Source organism: Dactylosporangium sucinum (assembly GCF_014647515.1).
GTDB classification, from domain to species: domain Bacteria; phylum Actinomycetota; class Actinomycetes; order Mycobacteriales; family Micromonosporaceae; genus Dactylosporangium; species Dactylosporangium sucinum.
The window spans coordinates 20,688-37,330 of record NZ_BMPI01000095.1; the positions used below are offsets into that span (position 1 = coordinate 20,688).

At 73.8% G+C, this 16,643-nt stretch carries 20 protein-coding genes; 9 read left to right on the forward strand and 11 right to left on the reverse strand.

The window, feature by feature from the left end:
- Nucleotides 1-22 precede the first annotated feature (22 nt).
- Nucleotides 23-238: a hypothetical protein gene (locus tag IEZ31_RS50695; protein WP_190257339.1), complete on the reverse strand. Its 216-nt coding sequence runs from the start codon at nucleotides 236-238 to the stop codon at nucleotides 23-25.
- A gap of 259 nt (nucleotides 239-497) precedes the next feature.
- Between IEZ31_RS50695 and IEZ31_RS50700 the strand changes: the two genes are divergently transcribed.
- From IEZ31_RS50700 to IEZ31_RS50715, 4 genes are all read left to right on the forward strand, one after another.
- Nucleotides 498-731 carry a helix-turn-helix domain-containing protein gene (locus IEZ31_RS50700; protein WP_190257340.1) on the forward strand — a complete coding sequence of 78 codons (234 nt, stop codon included), beginning with the start codon at nucleotides 498-500 and terminating at the stop codon, nucleotides 729-731.
- Complete coding sequence (locus IEZ31_RS50705; protein ID WP_190257341.1) at nucleotides 728-1,249, forward strand: MauE/DoxX family redox-associated membrane protein; 522 nt, start codon at nucleotides 728-730, stop codon at nucleotides 1,247-1,249. The genes IEZ31_RS50700 and IEZ31_RS50705 overlap by 4 nt, the downstream gene beginning before the upstream one ends.
- A gap of 87 nt (nucleotides 1,250-1,336) precedes the next feature.
- Nucleotides 1,337-2,452 carry an acyltransferase family protein gene (locus tag IEZ31_RS50710; RefSeq protein WP_229837107.1) on the forward strand — a complete coding sequence of 372 codons (1,116 nt, stop codon included), beginning with the start codon at nucleotides 1,337-1,339 and terminating at the stop codon, nucleotides 2,450-2,452.
- Nucleotides 2,449-3,330: an alpha/beta fold hydrolase gene (locus IEZ31_RS50715; protein WP_229837108.1), complete on the forward strand. Its 882-nt coding sequence runs from the start codon at nucleotides 2,449-2,451 to the stop codon at nucleotides 3,328-3,330. The genes IEZ31_RS50710 and IEZ31_RS50715 overlap by 4 nt, the downstream gene beginning before the upstream one ends.
- Nucleotides 3,331-3,559: 229 nt before the next feature.
- Here the strand turns inward: IEZ31_RS50715 and IEZ31_RS50720 are convergent, their stop codons facing one another.
- Nucleotides 3,560-3,991 (reverse strand): endonuclease VII domain-containing protein, encoded by a 432-nt coding sequence (locus IEZ31_RS50720; RefSeq protein ID WP_190257342.1) that lies wholly within the window; start codon nucleotides 3,989-3,991, stop codon nucleotides 3,560-3,562.
- A 213-nt stretch (nucleotides 3,992-4,204) separates the two neighbouring features.
- Between IEZ31_RS50720 and IEZ31_RS58755 the strand changes: the two genes are divergently transcribed.
- The 3 genes from IEZ31_RS58755 (at nucleotide 4,205) to IEZ31_RS50735 (ending at nucleotide 7,108) form a co-directional block, all read left to right on the forward strand.
- Nucleotides 4,205-5,554: a hypothetical protein gene (locus tag IEZ31_RS58755; protein ID WP_190257343.1), complete on the forward strand. Its 1,350-nt coding sequence runs from the start codon at nucleotides 4,205-4,207 to the stop codon at nucleotides 5,552-5,554.
- A gap of 236 nt (nucleotides 5,555-5,790) precedes the next feature.
- Entirely contained in the window at nucleotides 5,791-6,135 is a 345-nt protein-coding gene (locus IEZ31_RS50730) for an RNA polymerase-binding protein RbpA (RefSeq protein ID WP_190257344.1), read from the forward strand.
- 106 nt (nucleotides 6,136-6,241) lie between these two features.
- A complete protein-coding gene (locus tag IEZ31_RS50735) occupies nucleotides 6,242-7,108 on the forward strand; it encodes a pentapeptide repeat-containing protein (protein ID WP_190257360.1) in 867 nt (288 codons plus the stop codon).
- 24 nt (nucleotides 7,109-7,132) lie between these two features.
- Here the strand turns inward: IEZ31_RS50735 and IEZ31_RS50740 are convergent, their stop codons facing one another.
- Nucleotides 7,133-7,465: an STAS domain-containing protein gene (locus IEZ31_RS50740; RefSeq protein WP_190257345.1), complete on the reverse strand. Its 333-nt coding sequence runs from the start codon at nucleotides 7,463-7,465 to the stop codon at nucleotides 7,133-7,135.
- A gap of 142 nt (nucleotides 7,466-7,607) precedes the next feature.
- Between IEZ31_RS50740 and IEZ31_RS50745 the strand changes: the two genes are divergently transcribed.
- Entirely contained in the window at nucleotides 7,608-8,345 is a 738-nt protein-coding gene (locus IEZ31_RS50745) for a VOC family protein (RefSeq protein WP_190257346.1), read from the forward strand.
- 94 nt (nucleotides 8,346-8,439) lie between these two features.
- Entirely contained in the window at nucleotides 8,440-9,681 is a 1,242-nt protein-coding gene (locus tag IEZ31_RS50750; protein WP_190257347.1) for an MFS transporter, read from the forward strand.
- On the opposite strand, the gene IEZ31_RS50755 is transcribed toward IEZ31_RS50750, so the two are convergent.
- From IEZ31_RS50755 to lnt, 8 genes are all read right to left on the reverse strand, one after another.
- On the reverse strand, nucleotides 9,682-10,044 hold the full coding sequence (locus tag IEZ31_RS50755; RefSeq protein ID WP_190257348.1) for a hypothetical protein: 363 nt from the start codon (nucleotides 10,042-10,044) through the stop codon (nucleotides 9,682-9,684).
- A gap of 284 nt (nucleotides 10,045-10,328) precedes the next feature.
- A complete protein-coding gene (locus IEZ31_RS50760; protein WP_190257349.1) occupies nucleotides 10,329-10,796 on the reverse strand; it encodes a GNAT family N-acetyltransferase in 468 nt (155 codons plus the stop codon).
- Between the two features lie 49 nt (nucleotides 10,797-10,845).
- Entirely contained in the window at nucleotides 10,846-11,403 is a 558-nt protein-coding gene (locus IEZ31_RS50765; RefSeq protein ID WP_190257350.1) for a hypothetical protein, read from the reverse strand.
- Between the two features lie 5 nt (nucleotides 11,404-11,408).
- Nucleotides 11,409-12,500 carry a DUF4037 domain-containing protein gene (locus IEZ31_RS50770; RefSeq protein WP_190257351.1) on the reverse strand — a complete coding sequence of 364 codons (1,092 nt, stop codon included), beginning with the start codon at nucleotides 12,498-12,500 and terminating at the stop codon, nucleotides 11,409-11,411.
- Entirely contained in the window at nucleotides 12,493-13,227 is a 735-nt protein-coding gene (locus IEZ31_RS50775; protein ID WP_190257352.1) for a nucleoside/nucleotide kinase family protein, read from the reverse strand. Before IEZ31_RS50775 ends, IEZ31_RS50770 begins: the two co-directional genes overlap by 8 nt.
- The gene (locus IEZ31_RS50780; protein WP_190257353.1) at nucleotides 13,224-13,760 is read right to left on the reverse strand and encodes an FxsA family protein; all 537 of its coding nucleotides are present in this window, start codon (nucleotides 13,758-13,760) and stop codon (nucleotides 13,224-13,226) included. The genes IEZ31_RS50775 and IEZ31_RS50780 overlap by 4 nt, the downstream gene beginning before the upstream one ends.
- 9 nt (nucleotides 13,761-13,769) lie before the next feature.
- Nucleotides 13,770-14,582 (reverse strand): polyprenol monophosphomannose synthase, encoded by an 813-nt coding sequence (locus tag IEZ31_RS50785; protein WP_229837110.1) that lies wholly within the window; start codon nucleotides 14,580-14,582, stop codon nucleotides 13,770-13,772.
- On the reverse strand, nucleotides 14,579-16,231 hold the full coding sequence (lnt, locus tag IEZ31_RS50790) for an apolipoprotein N-acyltransferase (RefSeq protein WP_190257362.1): 1,653 nt from the start codon (nucleotides 16,229-16,231) through the stop codon (nucleotides 14,579-14,581). Before lnt ends, IEZ31_RS50785 begins: the two co-directional genes overlap by 4 nt.
- Nucleotides 16,232-16,643: the final 412 nt, after the last annotated feature.

The following is a 16,643-nucleotide window of genomic DNA, read 5'->3' on the forward strand; positions in this document are numbered from 1 at the left end:
GCCACGGGAGCAGTGACGCCGGTCAGCAGCCGCCGTACTGGTAGCAGTTGGCGTAGCAGTCGTAGATGTACCGCTTGGAGATGTAGTAGCAACCGCTGGAGTTACAGGTGCGCCACCAGTCGCACCAGCAGGTGGTGCCGTTGCTGGCGGTGCAGGCCCCGGCCTTCTCGCTCGGCGCCACCAGCCAGGCGATGTTGGTCATCGCCCGGCGCAGCGGCCTCGTCAGCACTTTCGTCACTGCGTGCCCTCCGTGATGTCGATACCTCGATGGGTAGCGCGCGCTGCCACGAGACGTTAGGAGCCGCCCAGACCTAACTACAAGGTTAGTTAACAAAAATGGCGGGCACCCGCCACTTCCCCAGGCTTCCCAGATATTGGTGAATTCGCAGGTCACAACGTTGCGGCCGGGGTCGGACGGGAAAAATAGGGCGCTTGACGGCTGATCGCGGGCCTCGATACGTTCCCCCGGACGGCTGGCACGACGGGGGAGTTGCGACATGCCGGATGCTGAAATGACCCTTATTGTTCGTCTGCTCGTCGAAGGTGCACAGGACCGGGAGATCGCCGACCGGCTGCACCTCGGCTTACGCACCGTCGAGCGGCGGATCGGCTGCACCATGACGCAGTACGGACTCCGCAACCGCTTCCAGCTGGGCGCACTCGCGCTGCACCTCGGCTGGCTCGACGGGCACGACATCACGCGGCTCATCCAGACCCAACAGGCGAATTGACCGAGGTCGACATGCTGCTGGCCATCGCGCTGTGCCGGGCGTTGCTCGGCATTGTCTTCGCCGTCGCCGTCGTCGGCAAGCTCCGCAGATTTACCGCCTTCACGACCACATTGACCGCGTTCGGCTATGTCCCGGCCCGATTCCGGGTCCCGCTCGCATTCGCCGTTGTCGCAGCCGAATGCCTGATCGTCGGGCTCGTCGCCGTCCCGGCCACGGTGCCGTTCGGCTTCCTGCTCGCCGCCGCCACCCTCGCCGCCTTCAGCCTCGCCGTCCTGCAGGCGCTGCGCACCGGCGGCTCGGTGCGCTGCGAGTGCTTCGGCGCCGACGGCGGTGAGCTGGGCGCGCCGCAGCTCGTCCGCAACGGCGTCCTGCTCGCCGTCGCCACGACGGGCGCCGCCTTGACGCTGTCCGGCCCGGCCGGCTCGACGAACCTGCCCGGCCTCGCCACCGGCCTCGTCGCCGGTCTCGTCATCACCCGCTGGGACGACCTCGTCTACCTGCTCCGCACCGGCAGCTGAGCCGTTGCGGGTAGTACCGCGGAGCTACCCGAGGATGGCTCCCGGGTGTGACGATCCGCGGCCCGCCACGGCCCTAGCGTGCCGGTCATGTCGATGCACGCGTTGGTCGCGGCGGTCGAGGCGCGGACCCCGCCGGAGCGGGACCGGGCCGTCGACGCGCTGCGCGGTCTGGCGATCGCCGGTGTGGTGCTCGGCCACTGGCTGGTGACGGCCGTGGTCGTGGATGGCGGGGTGTTCGGGGCGAGCCCGTTGCAGCGGCTGCCGGCCCTGACCCCGGTGACCTGGCTCCTGCAGACCCTGGCCGTGTTCTTCTTCGTCGGCGGGCTGCTCGCCGGGCGTTCCTCGATCCAGGTGTACCGCACGTGGTTACGCACCCGCCTGTCGCGCCTCTTCCGCCCGGTGGCGGCCCTGCTCGCGGTGTGGTCGCTGGTGGCCGCGCTGCTGCCGACGTCCGGCCTGGACGACCACGCCGTGCACACGGTGGTGCGGCTGGTGCTGTCGCCGCTGTGGTTCCTGCTGGTGTTCGCGGCGCTGACGGCGGCGACGCCGCTCGTCTGGCGGCTGCATCCGGGATGGCCGCTGCTCGTCGTGGCGCTGGTCGACGCGGGCCGGTTCGTGCTGGGCCTGCCGGGCTGGGTCGGCTGGGTGAACCTGGCCGCGGGCTGGCTCGTGCCGTACTGCCTGGGCGCCCGCGTCGGCGCCGGCGCCGCCGTCTCCGGGTGGCCGCTGCTCGTCCTCGGTGGGCTCGCGACCGTCGGGCTGGTGCACTGGGGCGGCTATCCGGCGTCGATGGTCGGCGTGCCGGGCGACGGCCTGTCGAACCTGAACCCGCCGACGCTGGCCGCGGTGACGTTCGGGCTGGCCCAGTGCGGCGCGGCGATCCTACTGCTCGGGCCGCTGCGGCGGGTGCTGCGCCGCCCGGCGCTGTGGGCGGCGGTGGCACTGCTGAACCTGTCGGCGATGACGGTGTTCCTGTGGCACCAGACGGCGATGCTCGCGGTGACGGGCGCCGGCCACCTGCTGGCCGGCCGCGCCCTGCCGGGCCTGCACACGCCGCCGGACGGTGTCGCGTGGCTGGCGGCGCGGGTCGCCTGGCTGCCGGTGTTCGGGATGGCGCTGCTGGGCTGCTGGGCGCTGTTCCGCCGGTACGAGCGGGCGCCGGTCCGCGAGGATCGTCCGGTTCTGGCAAGCTCACGGGGGTGATCGAGGAGTTCGACGTGATCCTGCCGGACGGGCGGACGCTGCACGGCTACGACAGCGGCACGGGCGTCCTCCCGGTCGTGTGGCACCACGGCACGCCGAACATCGGCGCCCCGCCCGCGCCCCTGTTCGAGACCGCGGCCCGGCTGGGCATCCGGTGGCTGGCGTTCGACCGCCCGGCGTACGGTTCGTCGACCCCGTTCCCGGGCCGCGACATCGCCTCGGCGGCCGGCTTCGCGGCGGCGGTGGCCGACGCGCGGGGCGTGGGCCGGTTCGCGGTGCTCGGCCACTCGGGCGGCGGCTCGCACGCGCTGGCCTGCGCGGCGCTGCTCCCGGGCCGGGTGACGGCCGCGGCGGCGATCGCTGCGGTGGCCCCGTTCGACCCGTTCCGCCGGCCCGCCGCCTCACCGCCCGCTCCGGTGGTCGGGCCGGTGGTCGCTCCGGGCTGGTTCGCGGGGATGGCGCCCGGCGGGGTGGCGGCATTGTCGGCGGCGGTCGAGGGGCGGGAGGCGCGGCGGGCCTACGCGGAGACCGACGAGGGCGACGAGTCCGCGTTCACGCAGTCGGACCTGGCCATGTTCGACGGGCCGTGGGGCTGGTTCGGCGGCATCGTCGAGGCGGCGCTGCGCAACGGGCCGGACGGGCAGGTCGACGACGACGTCGCGTACGTGCGGCCGTGGGGCTGCGACCCGGCCACCGCCCGCTGCCCGGTGCTGCTCGTGCACGGCACCGCCGACCGGATGGTCCCGGCGTCGCACAGCACCTGGCTGGCGGGCCGCATCCCGGGCGCGGAACTGCGGGAGCGGCCCGGCGACGGGCACATCTCGGTCCTCACGGCAGGTCCCGACGTGCTGCGGTGGCTCGCCGACCGGTTCGGCTGATGGGTCACCTGCTCGCGCGGCCCGCGATGGTGCGGGCCGTGGAGGCGGCCGGGTCGGCCCGGCTGGGCCGCCCGTGGACGGCGACCGGGTTCACCGACCTCGACGAGCATCTTCCACGGCGTGCCGTTCTCGGTGTTCGCGAAGTTCGGCACGGACGTCGCGCACTTCACGGCCGAGGTCCGTCACGACGACGTCGCGGCCACGGAACGATCGCGCCGTCGCTATTGGGTCACGCGCCGTGCTGGCGCAGGTACGCGGCGGCGAGCTCGACGAGGGCCGGGTTCTGCTCGATCGCTCCAACGAGCAGATTGCAGCGCTGGCAGAGCAGCGCGCGTACTTTGCCGGTGACGTGGTCGTGGTCGACGGCGAGCCGGCGTGGGCGTCCCTTGTACGTCGCCACCTCGACCGTCCCGCAGACGGCGCAGACGCCGTTCTGCTCGGCCAGCTTCGCGGCGTAGTCCTCGGGGCGCATTCCGTACGCGTACCGCAGGACCTGCCGGTGGGCCTCGATCCCGCCTGTGTCCGCGTACCGCTTGCGCCGCGCGGTGCTGGTGCAGGCCTTGCAGTCGGGCCGGTGGCCGCCGCTGCGGACCGTTGCCGGGTTGCGATAGAAGTCGGCGATGGGCTTGGTCTCGCCGCACGTCCGGCATTGCTTGGTCACAGCGGCACGCTCTCCTCTGCTCGGCGCACGCATTCGCTCCCGCCGCTGCTTCCAGGGCGCTGCCTACATCATACTGCCAGTCTCACGTCGCGCATAACAGTCATTATGGTGTATCCCGTCGCGCGTGGTTTATCGGATTATCGGTAAAAGAAATTCGGTAAATCTCGCGTGTCGCGCGGCGGAAGACGTCCGGCGGCGCCTACGCTCACGGGCGTGACGTCGTCCCGGATCGATGTGCGGATACCCAGCGAGGAACCGGCCGAAGAGCGGCCGTGTGCGTACTGCGGGCGGCCCGTCCCGCAGCGCAACGCGGCCGGGCGGCCGTTCCGGTACTGCCGCGACAACGACGGCGAGTGCCAGCGCAACGCCCGCAACTCGCGGATGCGGCAGCGGTCCTCCCCCGGGCTGGCCGGTCAGGTCGCGCGGGCGTACGAGGTCGCCGAGCGGCTCGACCAGGTCGTGGAGACGCTCGTGGAGGCCCTGCACGAGGAGCTGTCGCCGGCCGGGGTGGAGCGGCGCATCGCGGAGGCGCGGGCGGAGGCGGCGACCGACGTCGTGGCCGCCCACGCCGAGCGCGACGACGCGCGGGAGCAGCTGGCCGCGGCGCGGGCGGCGTTCGCGGCCGAGCGGCGCCGGGCCGTGGACGCGCAGGCCGCGGCGGCGCAGGCGACCGCGGACGCGGACGAGGCGGTGAGCGCGGCGCAGACCCGGGTGGCGGCGGCGGAAACCCTGGCCGAGCGCCGGGCCGGCGAGGCGGCGGCCGAGGCGGCCCGCGAGATCGAGGCAGCGCGAGCGACGGCCACGGCCGACGTCGAGGCGGCCCGCGTGGCGGCCACGGCCGAGGTCGCAGCCGCCGCGACGGCGGCTGCCAGGGAGGTCGAAGCCGCCCGGACGGCGGCCGCCGCGGAGATCGAGACGGCGCTGGCGGCGGCCGCGGCGGAGGTCGAGGCCGCGCAGTTCGCCGCCGCGGCCGCCGAGTCCCGGGCCGCCGCCGAGGCCGAGGCCGCCCGGGCCGAGGCGCGTCGCGAGGTCGCCGGCATGGCGGCGGCGGCACAGGCCGCGGAGGCGGCTTCGCGGGAGGCGGCCGCCCGGGCCGACGCCGTCGAGGAGCGGGCCGGGCGGGCCGTCGCGTCCGCACAGGAGGCGGCCCGGCAGGTCGACGCCGCGCTCGCGGCCGCGATCGTCGAGCGTGACACCGCCCGGCGGGAGGCGGCGACCGAGGGGGTGCTGCGGGCGGAGGCGTACCGGGAACGTGACACCGCCCGGGACGCCGCCGGTGCGGCGTTGCGGGAACGCGACGCGGCCGTCGCCGCGGTGGAGAAGTCGGCGCGGCAGCGCGACGAGATGGAGAACCGGCTGCAGCGGCGGCTCGACGCCGAGGGGGCCCGGGCGGCGACCGCCGAGGCGGGGCTCATCGCGGCCCGGGAGGAGCTGACGCGGCTGCGGGCGGAGGTCGACCGGGTGAACGGGTGGGCGGACGACCTGCGCGGGCAGGTGATGCGCCTCACGGAGGCGGTCACCCGGCTCAGCATGTCGGGAACCGGGCGTGAGGCTGCCGGGTGAGAAAGGTCAACCCACCGGGTGACCTGCCGAAACTACGTTGGGTGAGTCTCGCCACGATTTCGGCAAACTGGTCGATCATGGAAACCCAACGTAAAATCAGGGTACCGACCCGGCGACTCCCCTACCGCTGTCCCCGGGAGGTCGTGTAATCTGCCCGCCCGCGGTGGGAATCGTCAGGCCACTCGGCGTCGTTGGTTACAGCGAAGCGCAACACGATTCGAAGGGGAAGACCAACCATGGGCGAGCGCATGCTGCGCGGCAGCCGTCTCGGAGCCGTCAGCTACGAGTCCGACCGCAACACCGAGCTGGCTCCGCGTCAGACCCGTGAATACCTGTGCGCCAAGGGGCACCAGTTCGAGGTGCCGTTCGCTGTCGACGCCGAGGTCCCGATGACCTGGGAGTGCAAGTTCGACGGCAGCGTGGCCCGCCTGGTCGACGGCAGCGAGCCGGAGCAGAAGAAGGCCAAGCCGCCGCGCACCCACTGGGACATGCTGCTCGAGCGCCGTTCGATCGCGGAGCTCGAGGACATTCTCAACGAGCGGCTGGAAGAGGTTCGCCTCCGCCGCGGCCGTTCGGCCTGAGGCGCCGCTCCACCCGCCGTCCCACGCGACAAGGGCCCCGGCCGACCACCACCCGGTCGCCGGGGTCCTTTGCGACCGCGCGGGCTGCCCGCAGTACCGTGGAGGAATCGTGGCCGAACGGCTCAAGGCCGACTGCAGTCGCTGTTTCGGTCTGTGCTGTGTGGCGCCGGCGTTCGCGCGGTCGAGCGACTTCGCGATCGACAAGCCGGCCGGGCACGCGTGCCCGAACCTCGGCGACGGCTTCGGGTGTGGCATCCATGCGAGCCTGCGGGAGCGGGGGTTCGCGGGCTGCACGGTGTACGACTGTTTCGGCGCCGGCCAGCAGGTGGCGCAGGTGACGTTCGCCGGCCGGGACTGGCGCTCGGACCCGTCGTCGGCGGCGCCGATGTTCGCCGCGTTCACGGTGATGCGGCAGGTGCACGAGCTGCTCTGGTACCTCGGTGAGGCCCGCTCGCTCCCCGTCGGTGCCGCGCTGGCGGCGACGCTGGACCGCGCCCTGGCGGACACGGATACGCTGACCGGCCTCGATGCGGCGGCGTTGGCGGCGGTCGACGTCGAGGCGCACCGGTCGCGGTGCGTGCCGCTGCTGCGGGAGGCCAGCGAGCTGGCCCGGGCCGGGTATCGTGCCGCGCCGCTCCCGGCGGACCTCATGGGCGCGAACCTCCGCGGTGCCGACCTGCGGGGTGCGGCGTTGCGCGGTGCGCTGCTCGTCGGGGCCGATCTGCGGGGCGCGGACCTGCGGGCCGCGGACGTCATCGGCGCCGATCTGCGTGGGGCGGATGTGCGCGGTGCGCGGCTCGACGGGGCGTTGTTCCTGATCCAGTCGCAGCTCGACGCCTCCCGCGGGGATGCGTCGACGCGGATTCCCGAGCGGTTGACCCGGCCCGCGCACTGGGCGGCCTCGGCAACATCCGGCCCGGCGTCGCTGGGACGAGCTGCAGGAAAGCGTGCGGCCAAACCGCGCCGCCGCTGAGACCGCCCGTCCCGACCGCGCCGGTCAGGACGGCAGCGCCGCCTCCACCGTCGGAAACACCGGGATCGGTGGCGTCAGGCCCACCGTGGTGAGCAGCCGCTGCATGAACGGCGTCGGGGCGGTCAGGCGCAGGTAGCCGCCGCCGGCGGTGCAGGTGGTGTGGGTGTACGCGAGCGTCCCCAGCCCGATCGAGTCGCAGAAGTCGACGCCGCCGAGGTCGACGACGATGCGGTGGGTGCCGACGTCCAGCAGGTGCTCCAGGGCCGCGCGCAGGCCGGCGGCGGTGTCCACGTCGATCGCTCCCTGCACGGTGACCAGCGCGACGTCGCTGGAGGGGTTCGTCACTGTCACATCCATGCCCCCATGCTGGCCCGGCCGGCGCGCGCTCGGGGCGCCGGTGAGCAACGTGTCGCCGACCGCCGACGAGAGCTGGCCGTTGAGCTGACGCTCGATCGGGTGGTCGCGGTGCCGATACCCGGCTGTGGATAGGGTAGCCCGCATGGCCTTGCGACTGGTTCAGGCGAATGTCAAGGCTCGGGATGACGCGGCGCTCGGCCGGTTCTGGGCGCAGGCCCTCGGTTGGGTTTCCCGCTCGGGTTCCGGCGCGACGAGCGTCGCACCCGCGGGCTTCGACTGGACGGACCCCGACGCCCCGGTCTGCGTCGATGTCATCGCCGTCCCGGACCCCGAGTCGGTGCGGCACCGCGCGCACCTCGAGCTCGCGACCACCTCCGCGGCGCATCACACGGAGCTGGTCGCGCGCCTGCGGGAGCTCGGCGCGACGCCCGCCGGCGTGGGCCAGGGCGACGTCCCGTGGACGGTTCTGGCCGATCCGGAGGGCAACGTCTTCTGCGTGCTGGAGCCCCGGGAGATCTACCGGGACACCGGGCCGATCGCCGCGGTGGTGGTCGACTGCGCGGACCCGCGGGCCATGGCCCGGTTCTGGGGCGAGGCGATGGACTGGACCGTGCACGAGGCGACCGACGATCGTGCGCTGCTGCGCTCCGCGAAGGGTGCCGGGCCGTATCTTGAGTTCCTCCGCACGCCCCACCTGACGGACCTGCGGCACCGCGCCCATCTCGACGTGGTGCCGTGTCGCGGTGACGATCAGGCGGCGGAGGTGGCCCGGCTGCAGGCCCTCGGCGCGACGCCGGCCGACGTCGGCCAGGGCGACGTCTCGTGGGTCGTCCTCGCCGACCCGGAGGGCAACGAGTTCTGCGTCCTCGCTCCGGCCTGACGGCTCCGGTTTCACGGCGCCGGCGGGACGCGGCGTCTGTCGCAAGGGCGAAAACGGAAGGGGGCGACGGCGGGTCGTCCGTTACCGTGGCCCGGTGTTCGGTCCCCTCGCCCGGCTGCTGACGGCCGCGACCCTCGCCCGCACGGCCGACTCGGGCGGGGCGGTGGTGGCAGTGCTCGCGTCGGTGCACGCGTACGGCGGCCCGGCCCGGGGCGCGCTCGCGATGGCGGCGCTGCTGGTGCCGCAGCTCGCCGCGGGCCCGTTCGTCGGGCTGATCACCGACCGGGCGCGCAACCCGCGGCTGGTGCATGCCGGGTTCGCGGCGGTGTTCGGCGCCGCGCTCGGCGGGGTCCTGCTCCTGCTCGGCCACGCGCCGATGCCGGTGGTGCTCGTGCTGGCGCTGGTCGCCGGGTGCTGCGGGCCGATGGTGTTCGGCGGGCTGTCGAGCCGCCTCGACGACGTCGTACCGAAGGAGCGCCAGGCCCGTGCCCGGGGCCTGGACGCGGCGACGTACAACGTGGCGGAGATCGCCGGGCCGGCCGTGGCGGCGGGGCTGGCGGCGTGGGCGGGCGTGGCACCGGCCGCCGGGGTGCTGGCGGGGGCGGGGGTGGCGGCGGCGGTACTGCTGCTGACCGTGGGTGGCAAGCCCCACCGGACGCGGGAGGCCCGGTTCGTCGACGACCTGCGGGACGGGTTCCGGGCGGTGGTCGTGGACCGGGTCCTGCGGGCGGTGACGGTCGCGACGCTGTTCCAGGCGTTCGGGCTGGGCATCCTGACCCCGGTGGCGGTGCTGCTCGGCGCGCGGTCCGGGCACGCGGCCGGTGGCGGGCTGCTGGTGACTGCTCTGGGGGTCGGTGCGCTGGCGGGTTCCCTGCTGGTGGCGCGGCACCCGCCGCGCTGGCCGGCGCACCGGGTGGTGCTCGTGTGCCTGGCGGCGTGCGGGGCGGCCCTGGCGGTGGTCCCGTTCACGGCGTCGTGGCCGGTGCTGGTCGGGCTGTTCGCCGTGGCCGGGTTCTTCGACGGTCCTTTGCTCGCTTCGGTACTGCAGGTGCGCGCGACCCAGGCCCCGCCCCACACCCGCACGCAGGTGTTCACGCTCGGCGCCGGGCTGAAGCTGACCGGCGCGGCGGTGGGCGCCGCGTCGTTCTCGCTGTTCGCCGACGCGCCGGTCGCGGTCATCGCGGCGGTCCTGGCCGGCAGCCAGCTGCTGGCCGCGGCGGTCGGCGCGGTGCTGCTGCTGGGCGGAGCGGTGCGCTCCGCGGCGGACCGGGCTCTTCCGACGGAGCGGGCGGCCCCCCAGCCTGGGGAGCCGCCCGTGACGCGCGTGCCGGACTGACTAGCGGTGCCGGCCGCGGTGCCGGTAGTCGTGGGCGACCAGGATGTTGGTGCCCTTGCGGTTGATGCGGTAGCAGTCGTAGTCGTCGAAGTCGCCGTGCCACTTGCCGATCTTGCCGGCCCACTCGCAGGCCTTCTTGTTCTTGAAGAAGCCGACCGTCCAGGTACGGTCACCGCCCCCGCGACGGTCACCGTTGCGGAAGTCGCTGCCGGGCTTCTTGTCGTTCGGGCCGGGCTTGGCGACCGTGGTCTTCTCGGCCTGGGTGGTGGCGGCCGAGGCGACGCCGGCGTTCATGCCGATGACCGCGCCGGCGGCCAGGGTCATGCCCGCCAGGGCCAGGATCCGTTGGGTGTTTCGCATCATGTTGACTCCCCTCGTGTCGTGATGACGCGATTACAGTATGTAGCTGAAAGCCACATTTCTCGCAAAACACCTCAACCGTTCAGCCAAATGATGAACGCCGACAGGCGGCCCCAGCCGCCGAAAGAACGGCTCATACCCCTCCAAAACGGTCAGCCGAAGCGGCGACACACCGCGGGTGCGCCAACTGCGTCGATCTTGCAGTTGTGGTGCCTGACAAACCGGGACATTCACGGAGTGTCTCGGCACCACAACTGCAAGATCGACGCAGTTGGGCGCGGTCAACGTCAGGGCAGCGGGTGCCGCATCACGGTGCCGCCGGCCGTGAACGGCTCCCGGTCGGTGACGGTGAACCCGCACCGCACATAGGCGCTCATCGCCGCCTCGTTGCCGGCCGCGATCTCCAGCTCCACCACGTCCGACCCGCGCTCCCGCGCCCAGCCGACGACGGCGGCGACGAGCGCCCCGGCGACCCGCCGCCCCCGGGCGACGGGCGCGACCCACATGCTGATCAGGTGCGTGATGCCGGGTTCGGCGGCGCTGACCCAGGACCCGGCGATGCCGAGCGGGGTGCCGTCGGCGTCGAAGGCGCAGAAGTACGCGCCGGGGTGCGGCCAGCCGCGCCACTCGAGCTCGGTGCGGTGCTCCTCACGCGCATACGTGCTGGCGAACGCCGATGGGCTGTCCTTGAGCGCGGCGAGACGCAGGTCGCGTTTGAGCTGCCAGTCGTCGCCGGTGAGGGGTCGCACGTCCACCGGTGGACCTTCCCAATTCGCCCGCCGCCACGCAACCCGGATATCGGCGTCAGGGAATTGCCGGGTCGGTGTCGAGCTGCTGCAGGACCGGCCCGACGAGGTCGCTGAGGTCGCGGACGAGGACGGTGACGGCCCGTTCGGCGGCGACCGCGATGTCCTCGACGTCGTCGGTGCGTTCGGGTGCGACGGGCAGCCCGTCCAGCGGCAGCGGCGCCTCGACGAGGATGGTGGCGCGCAGGTGCGGGTGGCGGCTCAGGTCCCGCTCGGCGGGCTGGACGAACTGGCCGAACAGCTCGGGCCAGCCACGCCAGCCGCGGTCGCGCCACCAGGACCGGTTGGCGGTCAGCTCGGCCGGCAGCGGCGAGACGAGCTCGACGCGGGCGGTGAGGCCACCGTCGAACGGGTTGCGGCTGCAGGTGGCGGTGAGGACGCGCCGGTGCCAGCGAACATATCCGGGGTCGAGGACGGGCGGGATGGCGAGGATCCAGGCGGCGCAGGCGAAGCTGACGGGTGCGATGTCGCCGAGGGCCTCGGCGAACAGGCCCACGCCGGTGGTGACGCGCTGCCGATACCGGTCGTGGTCGCGGTCGACCCAGAACGTCTTCACCGCTCCTAAGCTATCCCGCCGGGCCGCCCGTCAGGGTCCGCTCCGCGCAGGGCGGAATACGCCGCCGCCATGATCGTCTGGCACAGCGCGGGGCGGGTGAGGACGTCGGTGCTGTCGGCGTACTGGTCGATCCCGCCGATGAGCGGCAGCCCGGCCAGGGCCGGGTCGGTGATGCGGGCGGCGAGGGCGGCGGCGAACCGGCCGGCGTCGATGACCTCGTAGGGCCGGTCGTGGTAGCCGCGGCGGGTCGCGTCGACCGGGCCGGCGAGCGGCAGCGCGTTCTGGGCGCGCCCGGCGGCCTCGTAGGCGTCGGCCAGCCGGTCGGGGTCGCCGGCCGGCGGTCCGACCGGCCAGGCCAGGCCCAGACCGGTCCACGCGGTGCCGAGCCATTTGCTGTACGGCGGGTAGCGGCGGTGCAGCAGCAGTCCGAGCCGCATGAGCGCGCGGGTGAGCCGGGCCGCCAGGACCTGCCGGCCGATCGGGTCGCCGGCCTCCGCGGCGCGGCCGACGAACGCCTCTTCCTGCGCGATGAGGGTCCACTGGGCCGCGAGCAGGTACCGCCACACGTCGTCGGGGTACCAGGCGAGCCGCTCCCGCAGGGCGGTGAGATCGCCGGGCCCGTCGTGGTAGACGGCGCCGGCCGTGGTCTCCAGCAGCAGCTGCGCGGGGGTGCCGAGCCACTCGACGGCGGTGCGGGGGCCGCCGGGCACGCCGAGCTGCGCCGCGCTGAACGCGGTGACGGTCGTGACGTCGACGCGGTGGTGGACCGGCCCGCCGGTCGGGGTCATGACCCGCACCCGTTCGCCGGGTGGTTCGAAGTTCGTCGGCCAGCCCCGCACCGCCTTCGGCAGCCGGTCGCGCAGCAGCGCGTCGATGCCGGGCCCGTGGTGCGTGTCGGCGGGGTCGAGGAACAGGGTGAGGCGGGGGCCCCAGTCGTGGTCGGTGGAGCGGGGCCCGTCGTAGCCGAGGACCTCGGAGCCGGCGCCGATGCGGGCGGCGGCGTGCGGCAGCCCCGGGTAGGCGGCGTCGAGCAGCGGCCGGACCGCCTCCTCGTAGAAGATCCCGCACAGCCGCAGCCCGGGCAGGAACTCAGGCATCCAGCACCAGGGCGGGGTGGCGCGGGTCGTCGGCCCGCACGACCAGGTCGGCCTGGTACTGCGGCATGACCTCGTCGCGGTAGCGCGCGTAGGCGGGCAGCGTCCACTGCCGCTCGGGTGGGGTGCGCCGGGCGAGGGCGGCGTCGGACTGGATGAGGTGGACGGTGACGTCGAAGTCGAGGCCGGCACCGAGCAGCAGGGTGCCGGTGACGACGACGACCCCGCCGTCGGGGACGTCGACGTACGCGGCGCGGGTGGCGCGGTCGGTGGCCGGGTCGCGCAGGGACGGCAGGACCCGGCCGGTGCCGCCGGGCCCGGCGGGGGCGAGGACCTCGCGGGTGAGGGCGGCCAGGTCGAGCCAGTCCTCGTAGAACGCGTCCGGGTTGGTCTTGCCCCGCTCGTACCGCAGCGAGTTGGCCTTCAGGAACCCGTCGGCGGGCACGTGCAGCGCCCACCCGCCCCGCTGCCGGACCGCGCTCACCAGCCGCTCGCCGATCTCGGCCCCGCCGGCGGTGGGTGGCCCGTCGACGGCGACCCGCGGCCGCAGCGCGCCAGCCGAGCCGACCCCACCATGCGAGCCGACCCCGGCAGCCGCGCCGGCTCCCACAGGCGCGCCGGCTCCCACCGCCGAGCCGGCCTCGCCGGCGGCGCCGGCCGTGTCGAGCCGGTCGATGCGGGTGACGAGGTCGGCGACGAGCGCGTCGAGGCTGATCGGGTGGGCTTTCACGGCCGCCGGGGATGCGGGTCGACGATCTCCCCCTCGACGACCTCACCCTCGACGACGGATCCGCCGGTCCCGCCGTCGTCGCCGGCCGCGGGTTGCGCGGGTGGCGGGTCGGCGCGCTGGGCCCGCACGAACCGGGGCCCGAACAGGTCGCCGGCGGCGGCCGCGGAGAGGCGCCGCTCGGTGGCGCGGCGCACGCCGTGCCGGGCGAGGGCCCGCACGGGCGGCAGGAGCAGCAGCAGCCCGGCGGTGTCGGTGATGAACCCGGGCGTGAGCAGCAGCACAGCGCCGAGCAGGCCGGTGAGACCGTCGGAGACCTCGGCGCCGGGTGGGCGGCCCTCGCTGACGGCGGCGCGGAACCGCCGCCAGGCGCGCATCCCCTCGCGGCGCAGCAGCATCGCACCGACGAACCCGGTGGCGATGCCGAGCAGCACCGCCCACGGCCATCCGATCGCCTTGGCGACCAGCACGAACGCGGTGATCTCGGCGATCACCAGCAGAAGGGTGCCAATCGCGGCCAGGACCAGCGGACGCATGAACAGATTCTATCCGGCCGAATTACCCGGCCGTTTTTCCGTGGCCCCGTTGCCGGCGACGACCCGCTTCAACGACTGCCAGCGGGCCGCGAACCCCCACACGGTGACCCGCCAGAGCGCCTCACGGACGATCGACGAGCTCATCTTCGACTTGCCGCGCTCGCGTTCGGTGAACGTGATCGGCACCTCGGCGACCCGGAACCCGTCCTTGTACGCCCGCCACGCGAGGTCGACCTGGAAGCAGTACCCCTGCGACGACACCGACCCCATGTCGATCTTGTCGAGGATCGGGGTGCGGTAGGCGCGGTACCCACCGGTCGCGTCGCGCATCGGCATGCCGAGCGCGAGCCGCACATACAGGTTCCCGGTGCGGGAGATCGCCTGCCGGTGCGCGGGCCAGTTGACGGTCTTGCCGCCGGGCACATACCGCGAGCCGAGGACGACGTCGTGCTCGGCGAGCTCGTCGAGCAGCCGCGTGAGCTCCTCCGGCGCGTGGGACCCGTCGGCGTCCATCTCGACGACGGCGTCGTAGTCACGCTCCGCGGCCCACGCGAACCCGGCGGTATACGCCGCGCCGAGACCCTGCTTGCCGGGCCGGTGCAGCACGTGGACGGCCGGGTCGGCGGCGGCGATCTCGTCGGCGACGGCGCCCGTGCCGTCGGGGCTGTTGTCGTCGGCGACGAGCACGTCGACGGCGGGAACGGCGGTGCGGACCCGGTCCACGATGAGGCGGATGTTGTCGGCCTCGTTGTAGGTGGGGATGATGACGAGGACCCTGCCGACTCCGGGGTATTGATCCACGCCTCGGTCGGTTGTGCTCACACGTCCTCCTTGATGCCCACTGTCGGGTTCGGCTGCGCCCGCCGGTCGCGGCGGCGCACTTCGGCGCAGGCGGCCAGTCCGGCGAGGGCGGCCACCACGATCACGAACTCGGGAATCACGCCGAGTCTTGTAGCAAGCGTACGGGCTGTGCCGAGGCGCAGCTCGGCAAGGATGACCGCGGCTTCATTGAACTTTGTCTCGCTCTTGGTGCCGCCGCGGCTGTCGGCGAACGCGGAGATCCCCACGGTGGACGCCATGAGCGCGTCCCGGCCGTGTTCGACGGCCCGTAACCGGACCATCGCCAGCTGCTGCCGGGCCTCGGACTCGTTGAACGTCGCGTTGTTCGTCTGCACGGCCAGCAGCTGCGCGCCGCCGTCGACAGTGTCGCGGACGAGGTCGTCGTAGGCGACCTCGAAGCAGATGACGTCACCCACGACGGCGGGACCGACGGTGAGCACGCCCGGCTCGGTGCCGGCGGTCATGTCAGTGACCCGGTCGACCTCCTTCGACACGATCCGGGCGATCCCGCGCAGCGGCATCCGCTCCGCGAACGGCACCGGGTGGCGTTTCGTGTACTGCGGGATCTCCGCCCCGGCGGGCTGATCGGGTGACCAGACGAGCCCGACGTTCTCCACGCCCTTCGCGCTGGACAGCACGGCCCCGACCAGGATCGGCGCGCCGATGGCGTGCGCGGCCCGGTCGATGACGGCGGCGGCGTCGCGGTTGCGCAGCGGGTCGATGTCGCTGGAGTTCTCCGGCCAGATGACGAGGTCGGGACGGCGGGCCTGCCCGGCGTCGACCTTCTCGGCGAGCTCGATGGTGGCGTTGGCGTGGTTGTCGAGCACGGCCCGCCGCTGGGCGTTGAAGTCCAGGCCGAGGCGCGGCACGTTGCCCTGCACGACCGCCACGTAGACCCCCGGGCCGGTGGGGGTGTGCAGCGGCACCAGCCAGCCCGCGACGACCACGACGGCGGCCGCGGCCGGCGCGGCGGCCAGCCGCCACTTCACCCCGGCGGTCAGGCCGCGGATGACGCCGTAGCCGAGGCAGGCACCCGCGAGCGCCACACCGAACGTGACGAGCGGCGCCCCGCCGAGCGCGGCGATGCGCAGCAGCGGCGAATCGTCCTGGCTGAACGCGAGCCGCCCCCACGGGAACCCGCCGAACGGGGTGCGGTCACGCAGCGCCTCCTGCGCGGTCCACAGCGCCGCGAGCAGCGGCACCCAGCTCCACCGGGCCCACCGGCCCTTGTCCAGCAGCGGGGACGTCCAGGCGCAGGCGGCGCCGACGAGCCCGAAATACAGCGTCTCGAGCCCGGACAGCAGCAGCCACGGCACGGCGCCGGTGTGCAGGTTGGTCCACGACAGCAGCGGGGTGAAGAACAGGGCCCCGGCGAGCGCGCCGAGCCCGAACGCGGCCCGCAGCCGCCGCCCGTGCACGGCCACGGCGAGCAGCGCGACCGAGACCGGCGCGGCCCACCACAGCCCGTAGGTGGGGAACGCCAGGAGCATCGCCACACCGGCGGCCGCGGCGGCGGCGAGCGCACCCCACCGCGGCAGCAGCCCGGGCCGGCGCGGCGCGGCGGCGGCCGGCCCGTCGGGGACGGGTGCCTCCGGGACGGGCTCCGCTTCGACCAACGTCACCTGCGCCATCCTCACGATCGGCCATCGTTCCTTCGGGCAACCGTCGGTCACCCGGGTATTCGCTTTGCGGCGCCAATTATGCGGGGTATGTCGCCGGGAAGTGGAATCCACAGCTCGGGACGGCACACGCCGGTGCCGGGCCGTTGCCGGCTCGTGTCCGGACCGCAACCTGCCAGGCCGTCACCCATCAGCCCAACGACCTGCGAAGAGCCACGCTTCACCCGACGGCACGACCGGGTGAAATTCCGCCGGGCCCGTGGTACGCAGGCGGTACGCCCCACGAGTGAACAGTCAAGAGAAGCACGGAAACCAGCCGCGTCGCGGCGCGGGGCGCGGGGCGCGGCGGGTCCGCAGGTTGGAAACCCCGACCACACCGCGGGCGAAGCCCCGCGGAACAAGCGTCACGTCGGCAGCGGCACCG

What these genes read in the sequence shown, in the direction of transcription:
- IEZ31_RS50755 (WP_190257348.1), bottom strand. Translation starts at nt 10,044, where the DNA reads ATGATGCGAAACACCCAACGGATCCTGGCCCTGGCGGGCATGACCCTG.
- IEZ31_RS50740 (WP_190257345.1), bottom strand. Translation starts at nt 7,465, where the DNA reads ATGGATGTGACAGTGACGAACCCCTCCAGCGACGTCGCGCTGGTCACC.
- IEZ31_RS50710 (WP_229837107.1), top strand. Translation starts at nt 1,337, where the DNA reads ATGTCGATGCACGCGTTGGTCGCGGCGGTCGAGGCGCGGACCCCGCCG.
- IEZ31_RS50700 (WP_190257340.1), top strand. Translation starts at nt 498, where the DNA reads ATGCCGGATGCTGAAATGACCCTTATTGTTCGTCTGCTCGTCGAAGGT.
- IEZ31_RS50780 (WP_190257353.1), bottom strand. Translation starts at nt 13,760, where the DNA reads ATGCGTCCGCTGGTCCTGGCCGCGATTGGCACCCTTCTGCTGGTGATC.
- IEZ31_RS50730 (WP_190257344.1), top strand. Translation starts at nt 5,791, where the DNA reads ATGGGCGAGCGCATGCTGCGCGGCAGCCGTCTCGGAGCCGTCAGCTAC.
- IEZ31_RS50745 (WP_190257346.1), top strand. Translation starts at nt 7,608, where the DNA reads ATGGCCTTGCGACTGGTTCAGGCGAATGTCAAGGCTCGGGATGACGCG.
- IEZ31_RS50770 (WP_190257351.1), bottom strand. Translation starts at nt 12,500, where the DNA reads ATGCCTGAGTTCCTGCCCGGGCTGCGGCTGTGCGGGATCTTCTACGAG.
- lnt (WP_190257362.1), bottom strand. Translation starts at nt 16,231, where the DNA reads ATGGCGCAGGTGACGTTGGTCGAAGCGGAGCCCGTCCCGGAGGCACCC.